The organism is Neisseria cinerea, from assembly GCF_900475315.1.
GTDB lineage: Bacteria > Pseudomonadota > Gammaproteobacteria > Burkholderiales > Neisseriaceae > Neisseria > Neisseria cinerea.
On sequence record NZ_LS483369.1, the window covers coordinates 231,135 to 249,486 of the forward strand.

Sequence of the window (18,352 nt, forward strand, 5' to 3'; positions counted from 1 at the left end):
GCATGATAGCTTGATATAGAGAATGCCGTCTGAAGACAACCGGTTTTCAGACGGCATTTATAGCCAAACCGTTTGCGGTATACATCCAGACGGTTTCGCTATAAAAACAGATCCATTTGAATCATGTTTCATTTTGTTTTGCCATACCGAACGAAACAGAGGAACACCATGCACACATCCGCACTTCGTACATGGCTGAGGGCCGTGCTGATACTTGCCGGCGCCAGTATTTTTCAGACGGCATCGGCAGCCGTCGTCCACGTTTCTCCGCAAGACAATCTTGCCGAAATTCTTGCCCGTGCCCATGCGGGCGATACACTTAAACTTGCTTCCGGCGTATATAAAACCAAACTTCATATTGACAAACCGATTACGATTGAAGGACCTGCCGACCGTTCCGCAACTGTGGAAGGAGATAGGAGCGGCCGTACGATAGCTGTGCATGCGCCGGACGTAACGCTCCGCAACCTGACCGTTACACGTTCCGGTATGAGTCTGCCTGCAATGGATGCCGGTATTTATCTCGAAGAAACCGCCCCGCGCGCCCTGATTGAACACAACAATATTTTTGATAATTCGGTCGGCGTATATCTGCATGGTTCTGCCGATGCGATGGTACGCGAGAATAAAATCGTCGGCGATGCAACTTTGCGCGTGAATGAGCGCGGCAACGGCGTTACCGTTTGGAACGCACCCGGTGCGCAAGTTGTCGGTAACGACATTTCCAAAGGACGGGACGGCATTTTTTCCAATACCAGTACATACAATACCTATAAAAACAACCGCTTCAGCGATTTGCGTTTCGCCGTCCACTATATGTATACCAACGACAGTGAAATCAGCGGCAATATTTCCGTGGGCAACAATATGGGATATGTGCTGATGTTTTCCGAGCGGCTCAAAGTATTCGACAATATTGCCGTTGGCAGCCGCGACCAGGGCATTATGCTCAACTATGTCAACTATTCCGATATTCACGACAACATTATCAACAAGGCGGGCAAGTGCGTATTTGCCTACAATGCCAACTACGATAAACTTTTCGCCAATCATTTTGAAAACTGCCAAATCGGCATACACTTTACCGCCGCCATCGAAGGTACGTCCTTGCATGACAATTCCTTTGTCAATAACGAAAGTCAGGTCAAATATGTCAGCACGCGTTTTCTCGACTGGAGCGAGGGCGGACACGGCAACTACTGGAGCGACAACAGCGCATTTGATCTTGACGGCGACGGCTTTGGCGACAGCGCGTACCGCCCCAACGGCATTATCGACCAAATCATCTGGCGCGCACCGGTTGCACGCCTTCTGATGAACAGTCCTGCAATCAGCATCGTCAAATGGGCGCAGGCGCAATTTCCCGCCGTTTTGCCCGGCGGCGTGGTGGACAGCAAACCGCTGATGAAGCCTTACGTTGTCAAAATCCAAACACGCTATCAGGCAATGAAGGACGAGTTGCTCAAAGAAGCCGAAACACGGCAGTCGGAATGGAGTAAAGCGGAAAACGGTTCTCTGAACTAGTCTGTTTCAGACGGCATCCGGATTCAAATGCCGTCTGAAAACACAAAAGGAAAAACCATGACCACACATCATGTCGAATTGAGGAATGTAACCAAACGGTTCGGTACGCAAAAAGCGGTCAACCAAGTTGATTTGGTTTTGAAGGCCGGAGAAAGCGTCGGGCTTGCCGGACACAACGGCGCGGGTAAATCCACCATCATGAAGCTGATACTCGGGTTGATTACACCGACCGAAGGTGAAGTGATGCTTTTGGGCGAACGTACCGGCAGTAAAGCGGGGGCGCAGCTGCGTAGTCAAATAGGCTACCTGCCCGAAACTGTTGCGCTGCACCCCTCGTTGACCGGCATCGAAACGCTGGACTTTTACGCGAAACTTAAGAAACAGCCGCTCACCCAGAACCGTAAGCTGCTTGAGCGCGTCGGCATTTCCCAAGCCGCACACCGCCGCGTCGGCACCTACTCGAAAGGGATGAGGCAACGCCTTGCTCTTGCACAAGCCCTGTTGGGCGAGCCCAAAGTCCTGCTGTTTGACGAACCGACAACCGGTCTTGACCCTGCATCACGACAAATGTTTTACGAAGTCGTACGCGAACTCAACGGGCGGGGCGCAACTGTATTGCTCAGTACTCACGCCCTTGCAGAATTGGACGGACACGCCGACCGTATCGTCGTGATGAAAAACGGCGTTAAGGTTGCCGACGGCAGCATGGACGAATTGCACATCCAAAGCGGACTGCCACTGACCGTCAATATCCGCCTCAATGCGCCGCGTACCCTGAGCGGACGCTGGCAGCCGCTTTCAGACGGCATTTCTTACCGGGCACAATGTCAGGCGGAAGAACGCATGAACCTTTTGGGTGAGCTGGGCAGCCTGTCCGACCTTGCCTATCTCGATATCCACACCCCGACGCTTGATGAAATGTACGCACAGTTCTTGAAAAGGGAGGACGTATGAACCCTGTTTGGATTATTACCGGCAAAGAAGTCCGCGACAGCCTGCGCAACCGTTGGGTTCTTGCCGCTGCACTCTTGCTAGCCGCACTCGCCCTTTCTTTAGGTTTTCTCGGCAGCTCGCCCACCGGTTCGGTCAAGGTCGACCCGCTGACCGTTACCGTCGTCAGCCTGTCGAGCCTGTCTATTTTCCTGATTCCGCTGATTGCCATGCTGCTCTCCTACGATGCACTGATTGGGGAGATTGAGCGAGGTACGATGGCGCTTCTGTTGAGTTATCCTATTTCGCGTAATCAAATACTTGCCGGCAAGTTTATCGGACACCTCATCATCCTCGCCCTTGCCACTACTGCCGGTTACGGATTGGCAGGCATTACGCTGCAACTTGCCAACGGCAGCTTTGATATTGCCGCCTGGAAACCCTTTGCATTGTTGATTGCCGCCAGCGTCATCCTCGGCGCGGCTTTTCTGTCCATGGGTTACTTAATCAGTGCAAAAGTTAAAGAACGGGGTACGGCGGCCGGTATTTCCATCGGTGTGTGGTTGTTTTTCGTCGTCATCTTCGATATGGCACTACTGGGTATTCTGGTTGCCGACTCGCAGCAGGTTATTACCGCGCCTGTCGTTGAAACAGTGCTTCTGTTTAATCCCACCGACATCTACCGCCTACTCAACCTGACCGGTTATGAAAATACTGCTATGTATGCGGGTATGGCGGGTTTGAGCGGACAAATCAGCCTGACGGTTCCTGTTTTGCTGACCGCGCAGGTTTTATGGGTTATTATTCCGCTTATCTTGGCAGCCAGAATTTTTGGAAAGCGACAAATATGAAAAAAACCCTGTCGGCAATTGTTGCCGTTTTCGCCTTAAGTGCCTGCCAGCAGGCGGAAGAGGCGGCGCCTCCTTTACCTCAGCAGATTAGCGATCGTTCGGTCGGACACTATTGCAGTATGAACCTGACCGAACACAACGGCCCCAAAGCCCAGATTTTCTTGAACGGCAAACCTGACCAGCCAGTTTGGTTCTCCACCATCAAGCAGATGTTCGGCTATACCAAACTGCCCGAAGAGCCTAAAGGCATCCGTGTTATTTACGTTACCGATATGGGTAATGTTACCGATTGGACAAATCCCAATGCCGACACGAAGTGGATAGATGCGAAAAAAGCCTTTTATGTCATTGACAGCGGCTTTATCGGCGGTATGGGTGCGGAAGACGCGCTGCCGTTCGGCAACAAGGAGCAGGCTGAAAAATTTGCAAAGGATAAAGGCGGTAAGGTTGTCGGTTTCGACGATATGCCTGATACCTATATTTTCAAATAATATTGAAAAAACCGGCCGAAACTTTAAAAATGAGTTTCGGTCGGTTTTTCTTTTCTTGTCCGGTATAGTGTCGGCAGGAAAGAACCTTCACATCCCGCCGTAATTCGGCCCGCTTGCACCTTCGGGACAAATCCAAGTGATGTTTTGCGTCGGGTCTTTGATGTCGCACGTTTTACAGTGAACGCAGTTGGCAGCGTTGATTTGCAGGCGCGGGCTGCCGTTTTCTTCGACGATTTCATATACGCCGGCCGGACAATAGCGGGTTTCGGGCGAGGCGTATTCTTTGTAGTTCACGTCTATCATCGTTTGCGGATTTTTCAGCACCAAATGGTCGGGCTGGTTTTCTTCGTGCGCGAGATTGGCGAGGAAGACGCTGCTTAAGCGGTCGAAGGTCAACACGCCGTCGGGCTTCGGATAATCAATCGGCTTGCACGCGGCGGCTTTTTTGAGCTGCTCATTGTCTTTGCCGTGATGTTTCAAGGTCCACGGGGCTTTGCCTTTGAAAATCATCTGGTCGATGCCGGTATAAAGCGAGCCGAGGTAAACGCCCCATTTGAATGACGGACGGACATTGCGCGCGGCGTAAAGCTCTTGATACAGCCAGCTTTGTTCAAAACGTTGCTGATAATCCGCTGCTTCTTTGCCGCTGTCGAAACCCTCCACTTCTTCAAGGTTTTCCAACAAGGGGAATACGGCTTCGGCGGCGAGCATGGCGGATTTCATCGCGGTATGAATGCCTTTGATGCGCGGCATATTGAGGAAGCCCGCTGCGTCGCCGATTAAAACGCCGCCTTTGAACGAGAGCTTCGGCAGGCTTTGCAAACCGCCTTCAATCAGCGAACGCGCGCCGTAAGCAATGCGGCGGCCACCTTCGAAGGTTTTGCGGATTTCGGGATGGGTTTTGAAGCGTTGGAACTCTTCAAACGGCGACAGATAAGGGTTTTGATAGTCCAAACCGACTACGAAACCGACGGCAACTTTGTTGTCGTCGAAATGGTAAACAAACGCGCCGCCGTAGGTTTTGCTGTCCAGCGGCCAGCCCGCGCTGTGCACCACCAAGCCGGGCTGATGTTTTTCAGACGGCACTTCCCAAACTTCTTTAATGCCCAAGCCGTAAGTTTGCGGCTGGCTGTTTTGGTCGAGTTGGAAACGTTCGATGACTTGTTTGGAAAGCGAACCTCGGCAGCCTTCGGCAAACAGGGTTTGCTGCGCCCAAAGTTCCATGCCGGGCTGGAATGAATCGGTCGGCTCGCCGTCTTTGCCCACGCCCATATTGCCGGTCGCAATGCCTTTGACCGAACCGTCTTCGTGATACAGCACTTCGGCGGCGGCAAAGCCCGGATAGATTTCTACGCCCATATTTTCCGCTTGCTCTGCTAACCAACGCACGACTTCGCCCAAGCTGACGATGTAGTTGCCGTGATTGTCGAAGTTGGGGGTAACAGGCAGATTGGACGCCTTTTTCTCCGTCAGGAACAAAACCTTGTCCTGCGTTACCGCGCGCGTCAGCGGTGCACCTTTTTCTTTCCAGTCGGAAATCAACTCATTCAGCGCAATCGGATCGATAACTGCGCCAGCCAGCGAATGCGCACCTGCTTCAGAACCTTTCTCCACCACGCAAACGCTGATTTCGCGCCCGTTTTTTTCGGCAAGCTGCTTGAGTTTGATGGCGGCGGACAAACCCGACGGGCCTGCGCCGACAATCACGACATCGTATTGCATACTGTCGCGGGTGATGGATTCTGTCATGGCGGTTCCTATTATTTATTATCGATTCTAAAACGGTCAATTATACAACGCAGACAGTTGCTTACCAAATAAAACAATGCCGTCTGAAATAGCTTCTCAGGCATTCAGACGGAATGTGCCCTCATATGGGCAGGAATATTTTTTATTGGTGGTTTGTATCCATACTTTTCGAGTTGGGAAGATGGTCGGATATTTTACTGATTTTGTCAGATTGGATTCAAAAACCGGTGACGGCGGTTTTGGGCGGTTTTGAAACAGCCGGCCGTGTACGATGTCAAAATGCCGTCTGAAGAGTTTCAGACGGCATTCAGGTTGGAGGGTTATTTCATGGCTTCGCTCATTGCCTTGATATTGTGGCGGTACATGCCGATGTAGGTGTCTGCGGGTGCGTTGCCGAGTGCGTCGGAATACAGTTTGCCGCTGACGTTGACACCGGTTTCTTTGGCGATGCGGTCAACCATGCGGGTGTCTTTGATATTTTCGGTAAATACGGCTTTGATGCCTTCGCGTTTGATTTGTCGGATGATGGCGGCGACTTGTTTGGCTGAAGGCTCGGCTTCGCTGCTCACACCTTGCGGGGCGATGAACTCGATATGGTAACGTTTGCCCATATAGGAAAAGGCATCGTGACCGGTCAGGACTTTACGTTTGGCGGCAGGGACGGCATTAAATGCGGCTTGTGCATCGCTGTGCAGTTTTTTGAGCTGCATTTGGTAGTTGCCCAAGCGTTGTTGATAATAAACTTTACCTTCGGGGTCGGCTTTTATCAGGGCTTCGGCGACGTTTTGGGCATAGGTGGACATGAGGACGGGGTCATTCCAGACGTGCGGGTCAAATTCGCCGTGGTCGTGGTGGTGTCCTTCGTGGTCATGGTCATGATCATGATGGTGTCCGCCTTCTTCTTCGGCTTTGAGGGGTTTGATGCCTTTGGCTGCTTCGGCATAGGATACTTTGCTTTGTTTGACGGCACGTTGTACATCGGCAGCTTCGAGACCTAAACCGTTAATCAGGACAAGTTTTGCACTGCGGATTTTTTTAATGTCGCCGCTGGTCATGTGATAGGCATGAGTATCTTGGTTGGCTCCGACCAAACTTTGTATGGATACGCGCTCTCCGCCGATTTGTTTGGCCACATCGCCTAAAATGCTGAAACTGGTTACAACCGGAAGGGGTGCAGCAGTTGCGGCAGTGGTCAGTAATGCGGCGATTAGGGTGAGTTTGGGGTGTTTCATGACTGTTCTCCTGTGATATAACGTAACATTCATTATGGTAAAACAAGCTGCCTGTTTGTTCAAGCAGCCTGCAGTGTCAGGTGGTATGGTGGCGGTGGTTTTTGAACCATTTGGGCAAGATGCCGCCTTCTTTGCCGAGTATGACGGAAAGTAGGTAGAGGGTGCTGCAGCAGAGGATAATGGCGGGTCCGGAAGGGATTTCGATGTGGTAGGAAATAAGTAGTCCGGTAAAACCGCAAAAGAGGGCAATGAGGACAGATAAAAGAATGAGCATCCCCAGATTTCTTGCCCATAAGCGGGCGGTGATGGCAGGCAGCATCATGAGACCGACCGACATGAGGGTACCGAGGGCTTGGAAGCCGGATACGAGGTTCATGACGACGAGGATGAGGAAAGTAACATGCCAAAGTCCGCCTTTGCCGTTGACGGATTTGAGAAACAGGGGATCTATGCTTTCCAGTACGAGGGGGCGGTAGATGACGGCAAGGGTAATGAGCGTGAGGCTGGAGACGGCGGCGATGAGTTGCAGGGCAGGAATATCGACGGCAAGTACAGAGCCGAAAAGGAGGTGGAGCAAATCGACGCTGCTCCCGTTTTTGCTAACGAGAACGACGCCGATAGCAAGGCTGCTCAGGTAAAAGGCAGCAAAGTTGGCATCTTCTTTGAGCGTGGTAAAACGGCTGACGAGTCCGGCAAGCAGCGCCATCAGCATTCCTGCAACTACGCCGCCCAAGCCCATCGCGGGCAGGCTCAGGCCTGCAAACATATAACCGACGGCTGCTCCGGGAAGGACGGAGTGACTCAGTGCGTCACCTATCAGGCTCATTCGCCGCATGACGAGGAATACGCCGACAGGAGCGGCACTAAGGGCAAGGCAGAAGACGGATGCAAGGGCGTAGCGCATAAAGTCAAATTCTGCAAAGGGTGTGATAAGCAGGTCGTAGGGAGTCATAGTGTTTGGTACGAGAACATGGTTTTAGACGGTATTATGAAGCGCACCAGTCAGGGCTTTCCTGTTTCTGCATCTTGGCATTGGCTTGGGCAAGATAGGCTTCCGTCAGTATGGTTTCAGTTGCACCTGCCGCAATTTTTTCACGTGCAAGCAGCATAGTGTTAGGAAAGTAGGCACGGACTTGTTCGTAATCGTGCAAAACGGCAATGATAGCGTGTCCGTTGCAATGACATTTTTGCAATACGTCGAGAAGCTCGTAGGTTGTCCGTGCATCAACGGCATTGAAGGGTTCGTCCAGAAGTAGGAATTTGGCGTTTTGAACCAGCATTCGGGCAAAAAGGACACGCTGAAATTGTCCGTTTGAGAGATAGGCAATCTGACGGTTGGCAAACCGTTGCATTCCGACGCGCTCCAAGGCTTCGTGAACACGTTGCTTTTGAGTTGAGTTTATGCCTTTGAAAAAGCCGATTTCATACCAAAGCCCCATTGCGGCCAAGTCGAAAACGGTCATAGGTTGGGAGCGGTCGATGTCGGACTGCTGGGGAAGGTAGGCAATGTTTTGACGGGTTAATCCGTCCAGCCGGATGCTGCCCGTGTCGAGAGGCTGCAATCCCATCAAGGATTTAAGAAAAGTAGACTTTCCTGCGCCATTGGGACCGAAAACCGCCCACATGCTATGTTCTTCAAAAGTAATGTCCACATGGTGCACGGCAGGTCGGCGGTGGTAGCTGACCGTTAGGTTTTCAACGATGATACTCATGCGGATATTGCCCAAAAGTAAGTTCCCCATATAAGGGTTACGGCAATCAGGGCAAGGACGAGTCGAAGGATTAGGCCTGATAATAAAAGGGAGTATGTCATGATGATTTGCGGTTTTAGAAGAGAGGCAGGTGGGTTGTTTATCGTTAATATGGCGGATATGATACTGTATAACGTTTAGTCTGTAAATTTTGCTTGAATGGATGGGAGTACTTGTTAAGCAGGGGAGGCGGATTGGTAATATCGTTGTCTTGTTGATATTGCGGCGATAAAAAATGCCGTCTGAACGTTCAGACGGCATTGGGGAAAATCGTTTGGATTAACCTTTGCGTGCAGGCAATTTCTCTTTAATGCGTGCAGCTTTGCCGGTCAGGCCGCGCAGGTAGTAAAGTTTGGCACGGCGTACGTCACCACGGCGTTTGACTTCAATTTTCTCAACGGTAGGAGAGTACAGTTGGAAAGTACGTTCAACACCTTCACCGCTGGAAATTTTACGGACGATAAAGTTGCTGTTCAGACCACGGTTGCGACGGGCAATAACCACGCCTTCGTAGGCTTGCAGACGGCTACGTGTACCCTCTACGACGCGTACGGATACAACTACGGTGTCGCCTGGTGCAAATTCGGGGATGTCTTTGTTCAGACGGGCAATTTCTTCTTGCTCCAATTGTTGGATCAGGTTCATTGTTTTTCCTAAATTATGATTGGATTTCCCGTTGCTCTTGTAGGATTTTATTCAAGAGGCGGGATTCCTTTGGGATTAAACTGCGCTTTTCCAATAAGTCGGGTCTGCGCTCCAGGGTGCGGCGAAGCGATTGTTCCAACCGCCATTCCGCAATCAAACCATGGTTGCCGGAACGTAATACTTCCGGAACAGCCATGCCTTGAAATTCTAATGGTTTGGTGTATTGGGGATAATCCAAAATACCGTTTGAGAACGAGTCTTGTTCGGCAGACTGTATGTCGCCCAATACGCCCGGCAGCAGCCTCAAAACTGCATCTATCAGCATCATGGCAGGAAGCTCTCCGCCGGAAACAACAAAATCTCCGATGCTGATTTCTTCGTCGATACTGCTTTGCAGAAGCCTTTCGTCTATGCCCTCATACCGTCCGCACAATAAAATCATATGCGGGAGCTTGGCCAGTTCTACCGCTTTTTTATGTGTCAGCGGTTTCCCTTGCGGACTGAGGTAGATGACTTTTGCAGCTTGGGAAGATTGTGTTTTGGCATGTTCTATTGCCGCATAAAGCGGTGGAGCCATCATAATCATTCCAGGACCGCCGCCAAAGGGGCGGTCGTCGATATAGCCCAGCCTGTTGTCGGCAAACGCTCGGGGATTAACCGATTTAAACTGCCAAATCCCCTGTTTGTTTGCACGCCCCGTTACGCCGTAATGGATTATGCTGTCGAACATTTCAGGGAAAATGGTAATCGCCTGGATAAGCATTAGTAGTCCAAACCCCAATCGGCAATAATGGTTTTACTGCCGGTATCGACTGTTTCAACATATTGTGATACGAATGGAATCAGGATTTGCCCGTATTTCCCATTAACCACTAATACGTCGTTTGCACCTGTTTCCATCAGGTTGCTGACTTTACCCAGGATGGTATTGTCTTTATTGGTAACGGTCATGCCCACCAAGTCGGCCCAGTAGTATTCTCCTTCTTCCGTCGGTGCGAATGCTTCACGGGGGATTTCAATGGTGTAACCGCGCAATGAGAATGCCAAGTCGCGGTCGTTTATACCTTCAAATTTGACTTGGAGCTCACCGTTGACAACTTTACCCTCCTCTAGGGTAACGACGACAGTTTTTCCGTCTTTAACCAATTGCCACTCGGGGTAATCCAAAAGGCTGTCGGAATACTCGGTATTGGCAGCAATTTTTAGCCAGCCTTTTATGCCGAATACACCTTTGATGTAGCCCATGGCTACCCGGTTTTGAGTGTCTGTCATGGCGGAAAATGAGGGTTATGCGGCTTTTTGTTCTTTAATCAGTTTTGCAACAGAGTCGCTAACCTGCGCACCTTGTGCAATCCAGTGGTTCAGGCGGTCTGCGTTGAGGCGTACGCGTTCTTGTTTTTCGTTGGCTACGGGGTTGTAGAAGCCTACGCGTTCAATGAAGCGGCCGTCGCGGCGGCTGCGTGAGTCAGTAACGATGACGTTGTAGAAAGGGCGGTGTTTTGAGCCGCCGCGTGCCAAACGGATAACTACCATCTTTAGGTCCTTTTGAGAAAATCGGATATATAGAAACTGCCAATTTTAGGGTATTTTGTGGTTGGTGTGCAAGTTTTTATTTGTTTTTGTTGTTGTTTTGTCGGGCACGAGGTGAAGGTATGCGCGGTATAGGTTTTTTTCGGTGTCTGATTCTTTGAGGGTAAATCCTGATTTTTCAGCAAGTTTAACCATGGGGGTGTTGGCTTTGAGGATGTCGGCACTCATAGTCCGGTAGCCTTGTTGTGTTGCGGTATGGATGGTGAGGTTCATCATTTGCTGTGCCAGCCCGCTGCCGCGCATATTTTCTGTCAATGCGATGCTGAACTCGCATTCGTTGCGGTTCAAGCGGCTGTGGCGGACGACGGCGACGATGTTGTCGTTATTATCTCTTGCTGTCCATGCGGCTTCGCAGTAGTAGTCCGGGCTGCATAAGCGTGCCAATGTGCCTTCAGGAAGTTCGTTGGTGTGGGTCATGAAGCGTGTGTACCGTGCTTCGGGACTGAGTTTTCGGATGAATTTTTGTTTGGCCTCGGCATCTTCGGGCAGCAGCGGGCTTACTGTAACGGTCATGTTGTTTTTTAGAGACAGTATTTTTGGGTGTGCCTCAGGGTAGGGCGGGAGCACGTTGGGTGTTTTTTTATCGGTTACGGTTTTGCTGCCGATCAGTTCGGCGGTCGCTTCGCTTGTGTGCCGGAGGAACTCGGAGGCTGCCGGGTTTTTGTGTTTCAGATATTGGGCGGCACTTTGCATTTTTGCGGCGGCGTGTTCGAGGGTTTGTACGGTCTTGCTTGTTGTTTTGCGTCCGGGTGCATTGTGTGTTTCGGGTGCTTTCAGATCAAAGTCGGTATTGTATTGTCCGCCATTTAGGTTGAGGGTGATTTTGCCGATGTGCAGGTTGTGGTTGGAAAGGGTGGTCAGTGTGTGAATGAACTGGTTAAGGGTTTGCGGGTCTTTCAATTCGGCAAACTGGGCGATATGGAGGCTGTCCTGTGTGGTAAACGGGGGAAGGGCGGCTGTGGTTTGCCCTGCGTACCGTACGGTCAGAATATTGCCGTAAATGGGATGGCTGTCGAATTGGAATTGTACGGCGTTGTGGGTGGAAGGGCGATAGGGTGGAAGGTGCAGGGATTCTGCAAGCAGTGATAGGTTGGCTGTTTCGAGGGCTTTTTTGATATTTTGGGGTTGCGGGGTTTTCAGATGGCATGGTTTCAGCGGTGCGGTGCAAAGCTGCAGCTGCTTTAGTTCGGCGGCGGTATTGTGAAAGGCGAGTGTGCGGATTGCCTGTGTGGGCGAGTCGAAGTGGTTTATGCCGTCTGATACGGGGCTGCTGATGAACAGAGGTTTGGCGGTTTGTTCTGATAGGCGGATAAGCGCGCGTGCCGTGTTTTTATAGTCTTTGTGTCCGGAAGGGGTGAGTATTGTCAATACGGCTTGTGTATCGGGGTGTGAAAGTTGGCGGGATACGATGTTGTGGCAGAGCGAGGGCGTGGGCGTGCAGGTTATGTATCCGTTGCTGACTTGACGGGATGTTGTCGGGAAGTGGAGTGAGAGGTTTGCCGGTGTGTATGCGTGCAGCCATTCGGCAGGCGTGTCGGACAGGATGTCGAGTCGTGACAGCTGTGGAAGATTAGATAGTTGGGCGCGTAGTGCGGCTTCGAGGTCGTCGGTGTTGAAGCTGATGAGGAAATTGCAACGGCGGGCGAGGCTGTGTAGTACGGCACGGTCGGTTTCGGTCGTGCGATAGGTGATGTGGAGAATGAGTGGTGTGTGGCGGGTAAATTGGCGGATGGCACTGAACAGTTTGCGCTGGTCTTCTTCCAGGTTGTGGTGTAGGACGGCGGTTTTGGTGTGCAGGCTGTGGCCGAAGCGGTTGAGCCAGTCGGAGGAAGTGATGGGGCTGATGCCGTAGTTCAGGCTGATGTGGCGGGATATGCCTTGATGGAGTTTTTTGAGGACGGTATCGATTTGGCGGCTGACGGCGGCATCTCCGGTCAGTATGGCGGTATAGCCTGCGGCGTATTCGTCATGGGTGCTGATGTTGAGTCCGAGCGAAGGAATCTGAATGCCTGCCGTGGTGCAGGCGGTAATGTTGAGGCGGTCTCCGTGGTGTTTACGTATGGCGTTTTCGGCTGTGTTTAGCTCGGAGGAGGAGAGGCTGTTCCAGTCTTGTATGAGGATAATGTGTTGGAGTTGTTTTTTTTGGCAGGCCTTGAACAGGGTGTCGTAGCTGTCGGGCGGGGTAACGGCAATGATAAGGTCTGCGCCGCCGGGGATTTTGTTGAGGCTGGGGTAGGCGGGCAGTCCTGCTATGGTGTGGTGGCGCGGGTTTACAGGGGTAATTTTCCCTTGGAAAGGTGTGCCCAGCAGGTTGCTGAGTATGCGTTCGCCAAGGCTGTACGGTTGTTCGCTCGCGCCTATCAGGATAATGTGGTTGGGCATGAAGAAGTAGCCGGGATCGGTTTGTGTCGGCATGATATATTCCTTTGCGGACGGTATGTGCGTAATTGTTGGAGATGCACTCACTGTATGTTTGTTTTGGGGTAACTGTTTGTGCAATGCCGTCTGAAGCGGGTTCAGACGGCATTATGGTCAGTTCGCACTTTTTTCTGTTTTGGAACCGGTTTTTTTCTTGGGTAGGATGAAGCGCATCCGCAGCCCGTTTGGTTTGATGTTTTCGGCGATGATTTTCCCGCAGTGCTGTCCAATAATATGTTGGGTCAATGCAAGCCCCAGTCCCGTTCCGGGTTTGTTGGCACTGGAGTCGGCCCGGTAGAAGGCGGTAAATATGTGGGGAAGCTGCATTTCGTCCACACCCGGTCCGTTGTCGGTAACGTCGATAATCCAGTGTTTGTGGTCTTGTCCGATGTTGATCAGGATGGTACTGCCTTCCGGGCTGTAATTGACAGCGTTGCGGATAACGTTGTCGAAGGCGCGGTACAGGTAACTTTCATTGGCATATAGGGTGGCGTTTTCGGGAATTTTCCCGTCGGCAGACAGGGTAACCGTTTGTCCGTTTTTCTGGGCAATGCTTTGATTGTCTTCTACAAGGTTGCTTAGGAAGGGTAGGAGTTTCAGTTTTTCTTTTTCTAAAGCCATATTGGAGGTTTCGAGCCGGGACAAGGTTAAGAGTTCACCGACCAACGTATCCATGCGGGTCAGCTCGCCTTCGAGTCGTTTCAGGTATTGTTCCTGTTTTTGGGGTTGTGCCTGAATTAATCCGACAATTGCCTGCATGCGTGCAAGGGGAGAACGCATTTCATGGGAGACGTGATGGAGCAGGTGACGTTCTTTGGCGACAAGTTTTTCGAGTTTTTCCACCATTTTGTCGAATTGCAGTGCGAGATGGGACAATTCGTCATCACGGTCGTCTACTTGTTGCGAAATCCGGGTTTCAAGTTCTCCGTTTGCTACCCTATCCATACCGTTGCCAAGAATCCTGATGGGTTTGGCGATATTGCTGGCCAGGATGTATGCCATCAGCAGGCCGACGATGATGATGAAGGACAGTATGATGAATTCGTGCCAAATCGGAGCGAGCGGCAGTCCGGGAATGAATAAGGGGCTGGGCAGGCGTTGGGCTTGATGGTTGTCCCAGTCTTTGATGAAGAACAGATATTCCTCACCGAAACGGTCATATTCGATATGAACGAGGTTGGAACTCGGGTTGTTGGCTGCAAAAAGCCGGGCACGTTCTATGGTGTAGCCATCGATGTACCTGTTTAGAATATCTTTTTTTTCGTCGCCCTGTATAACGTATACGGCCGATGAAACTGGGCTGTCTTTCCATTCCGTCAGAATTTCGCGCGCACCGTTGTCTCCGCGTGCCTGAAATGCGGAAATGATGCTGCTCATCAATGTGGTTTCGATGGTGCGGCGTTGGTTGAATTGGTTTTCGGCAAGGGTGTTTTGCACCAGCCAGAAAGAAAAACTCGCCACAAAGATTGCGCAGACAATGACTGCGCAAAATGTGGCGAAGATGCGTTGGAACAGTTTCATTTATCTGTTGCTTCAGTTTTTTACAAACAGGTAGCCTAAGCCGCGTACGGTTTGAATCAGGGAAGCATCCCCCAGTTTGTGTCGGATGCTGGAGATATGTACGTCGATACTGCGGTCGAATTTTGCAAGTTTGCGGTCAAGTGCTTCGACGGATAAGGTCTCTTTGCTGACCACTTGTCCGGCATGGCGCATCAGGACTTCGAGCAGGTTGAATTCGGTACTGGTCAGTTCGAGCGGTGTATCTTTGACAGAGGCTTGGCGTTTGGCCGGATACAGTACGACATCGCTGACCGAGATGCTGTTTGGTACGTTGTTTTGTTCCCCGCTGTGTTGCGCACGTCGGAGGATGGCGTTGATGCGTGCCAGGAGTTCGCGCGGTGTACAGGGTTTGGGCACGTAGTCGTCCGCACCCATTTCCAATCCGATAATGCGGTCGATATCATCGCCTTTTGCAGTCAGCATGATGATGGGAACGGTGCTTTGTGTGCGGACATTTTTTAAAACGTCCAGTCCGTTCATTTTGGGCATCATGGAATCTAATACGACTACATCGTATTGCCCGCTTAGGATTTCCTGTACGCCTGCTTCTCCATCGGGAACGCTGTGGACGTTCAGGCCTTCGGCGCTCAGGTATTCGGTCAGCAGTTCGGTCAGTAGGGCGTCGTCATCTACGAGTAATACGCGGCTCATGGTGTTTCCTTTTCGTGATGGTATGCCCCGGTTCTGTTTTGGACGGGGCATGAAACGATTGTTTAACGGTTTATCTTAACACGGGTGCAATGTTTTTTGATAGCGTATTTTTCGGTGGATTTGCTGTTTTTTGCAATGCTTTGCAAGGGGCTTTACATTTCAGTAGGCATCCGTATTCGTTTGGGCCGAATCAGTCGCAGGATTGTGCTTTCTGGTGTTGCGGCGTGTTGACGAAAATTTTGCAGTCTTTGAGCAAATCGGGCAGCAGCGGTGCCAGCATGTGGTGTTGCCGGATTTTGCCGGCGTAAAAGGGCATAAGGTAGGGGTAATAGGACTGTGTTGCACGCATCCATTGTTCCGCATCTTCATTTTTCCCCTGCCGCATGAGGTAGAGGGCAACTTGGTAGGTGTTGGAGTAGGGGCGGTAAGTTAGTGATTTAAGGGTTGCTTTTTCTGCCCAAGGACGGATGTCGGCATCGGTCGGTGAGGCGCGTTTGCTGAGGCTCAGATCGGCATAGTAGGACAGCATGGGGCTGTTTTCGGAGATGTGGCGCAGTCCGTCGATTTTCTTTTGGACGGTTTGCGTATTGTCGCTCTGGCGTATGGTGCTGAAGCGAACCAGTTGGGTGTATGTCCAGCCTAAGTGCAGAAGCCCTGCAAGTAGGATAAGGGAGGCAGCCTGTATGCTACGGTTGACGGCTGCCGTACAGGATATGCCGTCTGAAGTGCCTGGTTCGGAGAGAAAGAGCATCAGGCTGAACGGGATGAGGAAATATACGTACCATAATGGATATTCGAGCATGCTGTGGCACATGCTGACGGTAAGGGTGCAAAGTAGGAAAAGCGAGGCCGGTGTGCCAGGCCGTTTCAGCAGTCCGGCAATACCGGTCATCAGTGTTACGGCCACTAAAAGTGTACCGCTGATTCCGGTTTCTGCAAGGAGTTGGAGAATGATGTTGTGTGAATGGGTGAATAGGACGTTGAGGATATTGTTGCTGAGATTGTGTTGTTCGGCATTGAGCAGGAAGGTTTGTTGCGCAAAACTATTCCAACCGTGTCCGAACAGCGGTGCGGATCGGAATGCTGCGATGGCTTTGTTCCATTCGATTTGGCGCAACGAGCCTGAAAAGCTGCTGTTGCCGATGCGTTCGACGGCAGTTTCATAGCGGATGTGGGTAAAGGTTTCCAAGAAGGTATTCATGGAGAATTGGAATAGTGCGGCGAGGGATATGGCCGCAGCCATGCTGAGTATGATCCGTCTGGAGGGTTTGCCTGAATGGAAATACCAGTAGGGAAGGATGAGGGATATGGCGGCTATGTAGCCTAAGATGGTGCGTGAATTGACCAGGCCTAAAACGGCAGTCATGACCGTCAGGCAGATTGCACCGTAGGGGGCCGGGATTTTTCGTTGGCTGTGGAGGTAGGCGGCGGCGAGTATCCCCCACATGAGGTAGTGTCCGAGATGGTTGCGCTGTCCGAGCTGTCCGTTTACGGTTCCTCCGCTATAAGCGATGATGCCTTGAAGCAGCGGGATATCCGACCATCCGGCAAACTGCATGATGGCAACGCAGGATTGGAGCAATGCTCCGATGAGCAGCGACCAGGCAAACAGGGTTACGATGCGTTCCTGTCCGAAGCGTGCAATTAGGCATCTGCATGCCCATGCGCTTATGGCGAGCAAGATGAACACCCAGGAAACGATATCGTTCATGCCGGGGTAAATCAGATTCATCAGCCGTGCCTGCAACCACCAGAATGCTGCCATTGCAAGCAGGAGAAAGCTGAGGGGAGGGATTTTTGTGCTAAACAGTTTTTGTCGTGCGGTCAAAAACAGCAGAACGGTCAGACCGGCGGCAGAGGCGGCTTCCAGGTAGAAGCCGGATGCCGGCCCTATCCTGAGTGTGGACAGGAAGGGGGCGATATTGATCCAGAGAAAACAGAGCAATATATAAATTGGCAGTTTGCCGGCTGGATTTGGAGCGGATGCTTCAACGGACATGGTTGGTTTTTTTGTGTTGTTTGACGAATGACAGGGAGGCTGTGAAGAAGCTGATACTTAATGCCGCAGCTAGTGTGGCACAAATTTTTTCTGCGGGATAGGCGTTGAACAGGCGCATGACGGCTTCGGCAAAATAAATCAGAATCAACATGGAGCTGTATTGGTAGGTGTAGATTTTTTTCTTCAGGATGCCTGAAAGCGGCAGGCAGAGGGGCAAGGTTTTGAGCGCAAGCCACGAACCGCCCGGGCGTAACGGTGCAATCCATAATTCCCAAGAAAGGGATAGGGCAATCAGTGCAATCAGGCTGAAGGAGGCAAGGAAGTAAGCGGTTTGTTTGTTCACGGCGGACTTTACGGTTTAAGGGCGGATAAGGGGGAGCAGTATCCCAAATCCTGCAACATGGAAACGGTTTCATAAACAGGCAGCCCCATAATGCCGCTGAAGCTGCCTTCGATAGATTGGATAAAGATACCGCCTATGCCTTGCACGGCGTAGGCACCGGCTTTATCCATCGGTTCGCCGCTTTGTACATAGGCGGAAATTTCTTCCGAACACAGGGGCTTGAAGGCGACGTGGTTGGTTTGGAGGCAGTTTTTCGCATTGCCTCGATAGTGGATATGGACGGATGTCAGGACGGTATGCCTGGTGTCCGACAGCAGTTTTAGGAATTTGACCGCTTCGGCTTGGGAGCGGGGTTTGCCTAATATAATGCCGTCTGAAACAACGCAGGTATCCGCTGTAATCAAGGGAAAATCAGGCATTGCGCCGTTGGTTTCGAGAAACAGGGCCAAAGCCGTCTGATTTTTTTCTGCCGCCATTCTTTGAACGTAACAGGCAGGTGTTTCATCGACTTTAACGGCTTCATCGATATCGGCAGGCAGTTTGATGACATGGTAGCCCAACTGTGTCAGGATCTGCATCCTGCGCGGGCTGTTCGAACCTAAGTAAAGGGTGTTCAAA

At 51.3% G+C, this 18,352-nt stretch carries 18 protein-coding genes; 4 read left to right on the forward strand and 14 right to left on the reverse strand.

Annotated elements, in window-relative coordinates; genetic code table 11:
• Positions 1-168: 168 nt before the first annotated feature.
• From DQM57_RS01235 to DQM57_RS01250, 4 genes are read left to right on the forward strand one after another with little or no spacing between them, the layout of a single operon-like run.
• Positions 169-1,524, forward strand: coding sequence for a nitrous oxide reductase family maturation protein NosD (locus DQM57_RS01235; RefSeq protein WP_111726398.1), 1,356 nt, complete (start codon positions 169-171; stop codon positions 1,522-1,524).
• A gap of 57 nt (positions 1,525-1,581) precedes the next feature.
• Positions 1,582-2,478, forward strand: a complete 897-nt coding sequence (locus tag DQM57_RS01240) for an ABC transporter ATP-binding protein (protein WP_197711728.1) — start codon at positions 1,582-1,584, stop codon at positions 2,476-2,478.
• On the forward strand, positions 2,475-3,305 hold the full coding sequence (locus DQM57_RS01245; protein ID WP_107996154.1) for an ABC transporter permease: 831 nt from the start codon (positions 2,475-2,477) through the stop codon (positions 3,303-3,305). The genes DQM57_RS01240 and DQM57_RS01245 overlap by 4 nt, the downstream gene beginning before the upstream one ends.
• Complete coding sequence (locus tag DQM57_RS01250; protein ID WP_003675778.1) at positions 3,302-3,796, forward strand: nitrous oxide reductase accessory protein NosL; 495 nt, start codon at positions 3,302-3,304, stop codon at positions 3,794-3,796. Before DQM57_RS01245 ends, DQM57_RS01250 begins: the two co-directional genes overlap by 4 nt.
• An 87-nt stretch (positions 3,797-3,883) precedes the next feature.
• Here the strand turns inward: DQM57_RS01250 and DQM57_RS01255 are convergent, their stop codons facing one another.
• The 14 genes from DQM57_RS01255 to DQM57_RS01320 form a co-directional block, all read right to left on the reverse strand.
• Complete coding sequence (locus DQM57_RS01255; protein WP_111726400.1) at positions 3,884-5,545, reverse strand: electron transfer flavoprotein-ubiquinone oxidoreductase; 1,662 nt, start codon at positions 5,543-5,545, stop codon at positions 3,884-3,886.
• A gap of 320 nt (positions 5,546-5,865) precedes the next feature.
• On the reverse strand, positions 5,866-6,777 hold the full coding sequence (locus tag DQM57_RS01260) for a metal ABC transporter solute-binding protein, Zn/Mn family (protein ID WP_111726402.1): 912 nt from the start codon (positions 6,775-6,777) through the stop codon (positions 5,866-5,868).
• A gap of 76 nt (positions 6,778-6,853) precedes the next feature.
• The gene (locus DQM57_RS01265; protein ID WP_003675771.1) at positions 6,854-7,729 is read right to left on the reverse strand and encodes a metal ABC transporter permease; all 876 of its coding nucleotides are present in this window, start codon (positions 7,727-7,729) and stop codon (positions 6,854-6,856) included.
• 34 nt (positions 7,730-7,763) lie between these two features.
• A complete protein-coding gene (locus DQM57_RS01270) occupies positions 7,764-8,489 on the reverse strand; it encodes a metal ABC transporter ATP-binding protein (RefSeq protein WP_197711729.1) in 726 nt (241 codons plus the stop codon).
• A 318-nt stretch (positions 8,490-8,807) separates the two neighbouring features.
• On the reverse strand, positions 8,808-9,173 hold the full coding sequence (gene rplS / locus DQM57_RS01275; RefSeq protein ID WP_002214322.1) for a 50S ribosomal protein L19: 366 nt from the start codon (positions 9,171-9,173) through the stop codon (positions 8,808-8,810).
• Between the two features lie 13 nt (positions 9,174-9,186).
• Positions 9,187-9,936 carry a tRNA (guanosine(37)-N1)-methyltransferase TrmD gene (trmD, locus tag DQM57_RS01280; protein WP_003675766.1) on the reverse strand — a complete coding sequence of 250 codons (750 nt, stop codon included), beginning with the start codon at positions 9,934-9,936 and terminating at the stop codon, positions 9,187-9,189.
• Entirely contained in the window at positions 9,936-10,445 is a 510-nt protein-coding gene (rimM, locus tag DQM57_RS01285) for a ribosome maturation factor RimM (protein WP_003675764.1), read from the reverse strand. The genes trmD and rimM overlap by 1 nt, the downstream gene beginning before the upstream one ends.
• Positions 10,446-10,460: 15 nt before the next feature.
• A complete protein-coding gene (gene rpsP, locus DQM57_RS01290) occupies positions 10,461-10,706 on the reverse strand; it encodes a 30S ribosomal protein S16 (RefSeq protein ID WP_002214315.1) in 246 nt (81 codons plus the stop codon).
• A gap of 45 nt (positions 10,707-10,751) precedes the next feature.
• Positions 10,752-13,178 carry a bifunctional acetate--CoA ligase family protein/GNAT family N-acetyltransferase gene (locus DQM57_RS01295; RefSeq protein ID WP_111726404.1) on the reverse strand — a complete coding sequence of 809 codons (2,427 nt, stop codon included), beginning with the start codon at positions 13,176-13,178 and terminating at the stop codon, positions 10,752-10,754.
• Positions 13,179-13,295: 117 nt separating this feature from the next.
• Entirely contained in the window at positions 13,296-14,702 is a 1,407-nt protein-coding gene (misS, locus tag DQM57_RS01300) for a two-component system sensor histidine kinase MisS (protein ID WP_111726406.1), read from the reverse strand.
• 12 nt (positions 14,703-14,714) lie between these two features.
• On the reverse strand, positions 14,715-15,392 hold the full coding sequence (gene misR / locus DQM57_RS01305) for a two-component system response regulator MisR (protein WP_003675757.1): 678 nt from the start codon (positions 15,390-15,392) through the stop codon (positions 14,715-14,717).
• 190 nt (positions 15,393-15,582) lie between these two features.
• The gene (locus tag DQM57_RS01310; RefSeq protein ID WP_111726408.1) at positions 15,583-17,391 is read right to left on the reverse strand and encodes a PglL family O-oligosaccharyltransferase; all 1,809 of its coding nucleotides are present in this window, start codon (positions 17,389-17,391) and stop codon (positions 15,583-15,585) included.
• Positions 17,381-17,734, reverse strand: coding sequence for a DUF2069 domain-containing protein (locus DQM57_RS01315; protein WP_111726410.1), 354 nt, complete (start codon positions 17,732-17,734; stop codon positions 17,381-17,383). The genes DQM57_RS01310 and DQM57_RS01315 overlap by 11 nt, the downstream gene beginning before the upstream one ends.
• A gap of 8 nt (positions 17,735-17,742) precedes the next feature.
• Positions 17,743-18,351, reverse strand: a complete 609-nt coding sequence (locus DQM57_RS01320) for a Maf family nucleotide pyrophosphatase (RefSeq protein ID WP_111726412.1) — start codon at positions 18,349-18,351, stop codon at positions 17,743-17,745.
• Position 18,352: the final 1 nt, after the last annotated feature.

Coding starts and splice junctions, on each gene's coding strand:
- DQM57_RS01265 (WP_003675771.1), bottom strand. CDS start 7,729: ATGACTCCCTACGACCTGCTTATCACACCCTTTGCAGAATTTGACTTT.
- DQM57_RS01235 (WP_111726398.1), top strand. CDS start 169: ATGCACACATCCGCACTTCGTACATGGCTGAGGGCCGTGCTGATACTT.
- DQM57_RS01250 (WP_003675778.1), top strand. CDS start 3,302: ATGAAAAAAACCCTGTCGGCAATTGTTGCCGTTTTCGCCTTAAGTGCC.
- DQM57_RS01240 (WP_197711728.1), top strand. CDS start 1,582: ATGACCACACATCATGTCGAATTGAGGAATGTAACCAAACGGTTCGGT.
- misS (WP_111726406.1), bottom strand. CDS start 14,702: ATGAAACTGTTCCAACGCATCTTCGCCACATTTTGCGCAGTCATTGTC.
- rplS (WP_002214322.1), bottom strand. CDS start 9,173: ATGAACCTGATCCAACAATTGGAGCAAGAAGAAATTGCCCGTCTGAAC.
- DQM57_RS01245 (WP_107996154.1), top strand. CDS start 2,475: ATGAACCCTGTTTGGATTATTACCGGCAAAGAAGTCCGCGACAGCCTG.
- DQM57_RS01295 (WP_111726404.1), bottom strand. CDS start 13,178: ATGCCGACACAAACCGATCCCGGCTACTTCTTCATGCCCAACCACATT.
- DQM57_RS01260 (WP_111726402.1), bottom strand. CDS start 6,777: ATGAAACACCCCAAACTCACCCTAATCGCCGCATTACTGACCACTGCC.
- DQM57_RS01255 (WP_111726400.1), bottom strand. CDS start 5,545: ATGACAGAATCCATCACCCGCGACAGTATGCAATACGATGTCGTGATT.
- trmD (WP_003675766.1), bottom strand. CDS start 9,936: ATGCTTATCCAGGCGATTACCATTTTCCCTGAAATGTTCGACAGCATA.
- rpsP (WP_002214315.1), bottom strand. CDS start 10,706: ATGGTAGTTATCCGTTTGGCACGCGGCGGCTCAAAACACCGCCCTTTC.
- DQM57_RS01310 (WP_111726408.1), bottom strand. CDS start 17,391: ATGTCCGTTGAAGCATCCGCTCCAAATCCAGCCGGCAAACTGCCAATT.
- DQM57_RS01270 (WP_197711729.1), bottom strand. CDS start 8,489: ATGAGTATCATCGTTGAAAACCTAACGGTCAGCTACCACCGCCGACCT.
- rimM (WP_003675764.1), bottom strand. CDS start 10,445: ATGACAGACACTCAAAACCGGGTAGCCATGGGCTACATCAAAGGTGTA.
- misR (WP_003675757.1), bottom strand. CDS start 15,392: ATGAGCCGCGTATTACTCGTAGATGACGACGCCCTACTGACCGAACTG.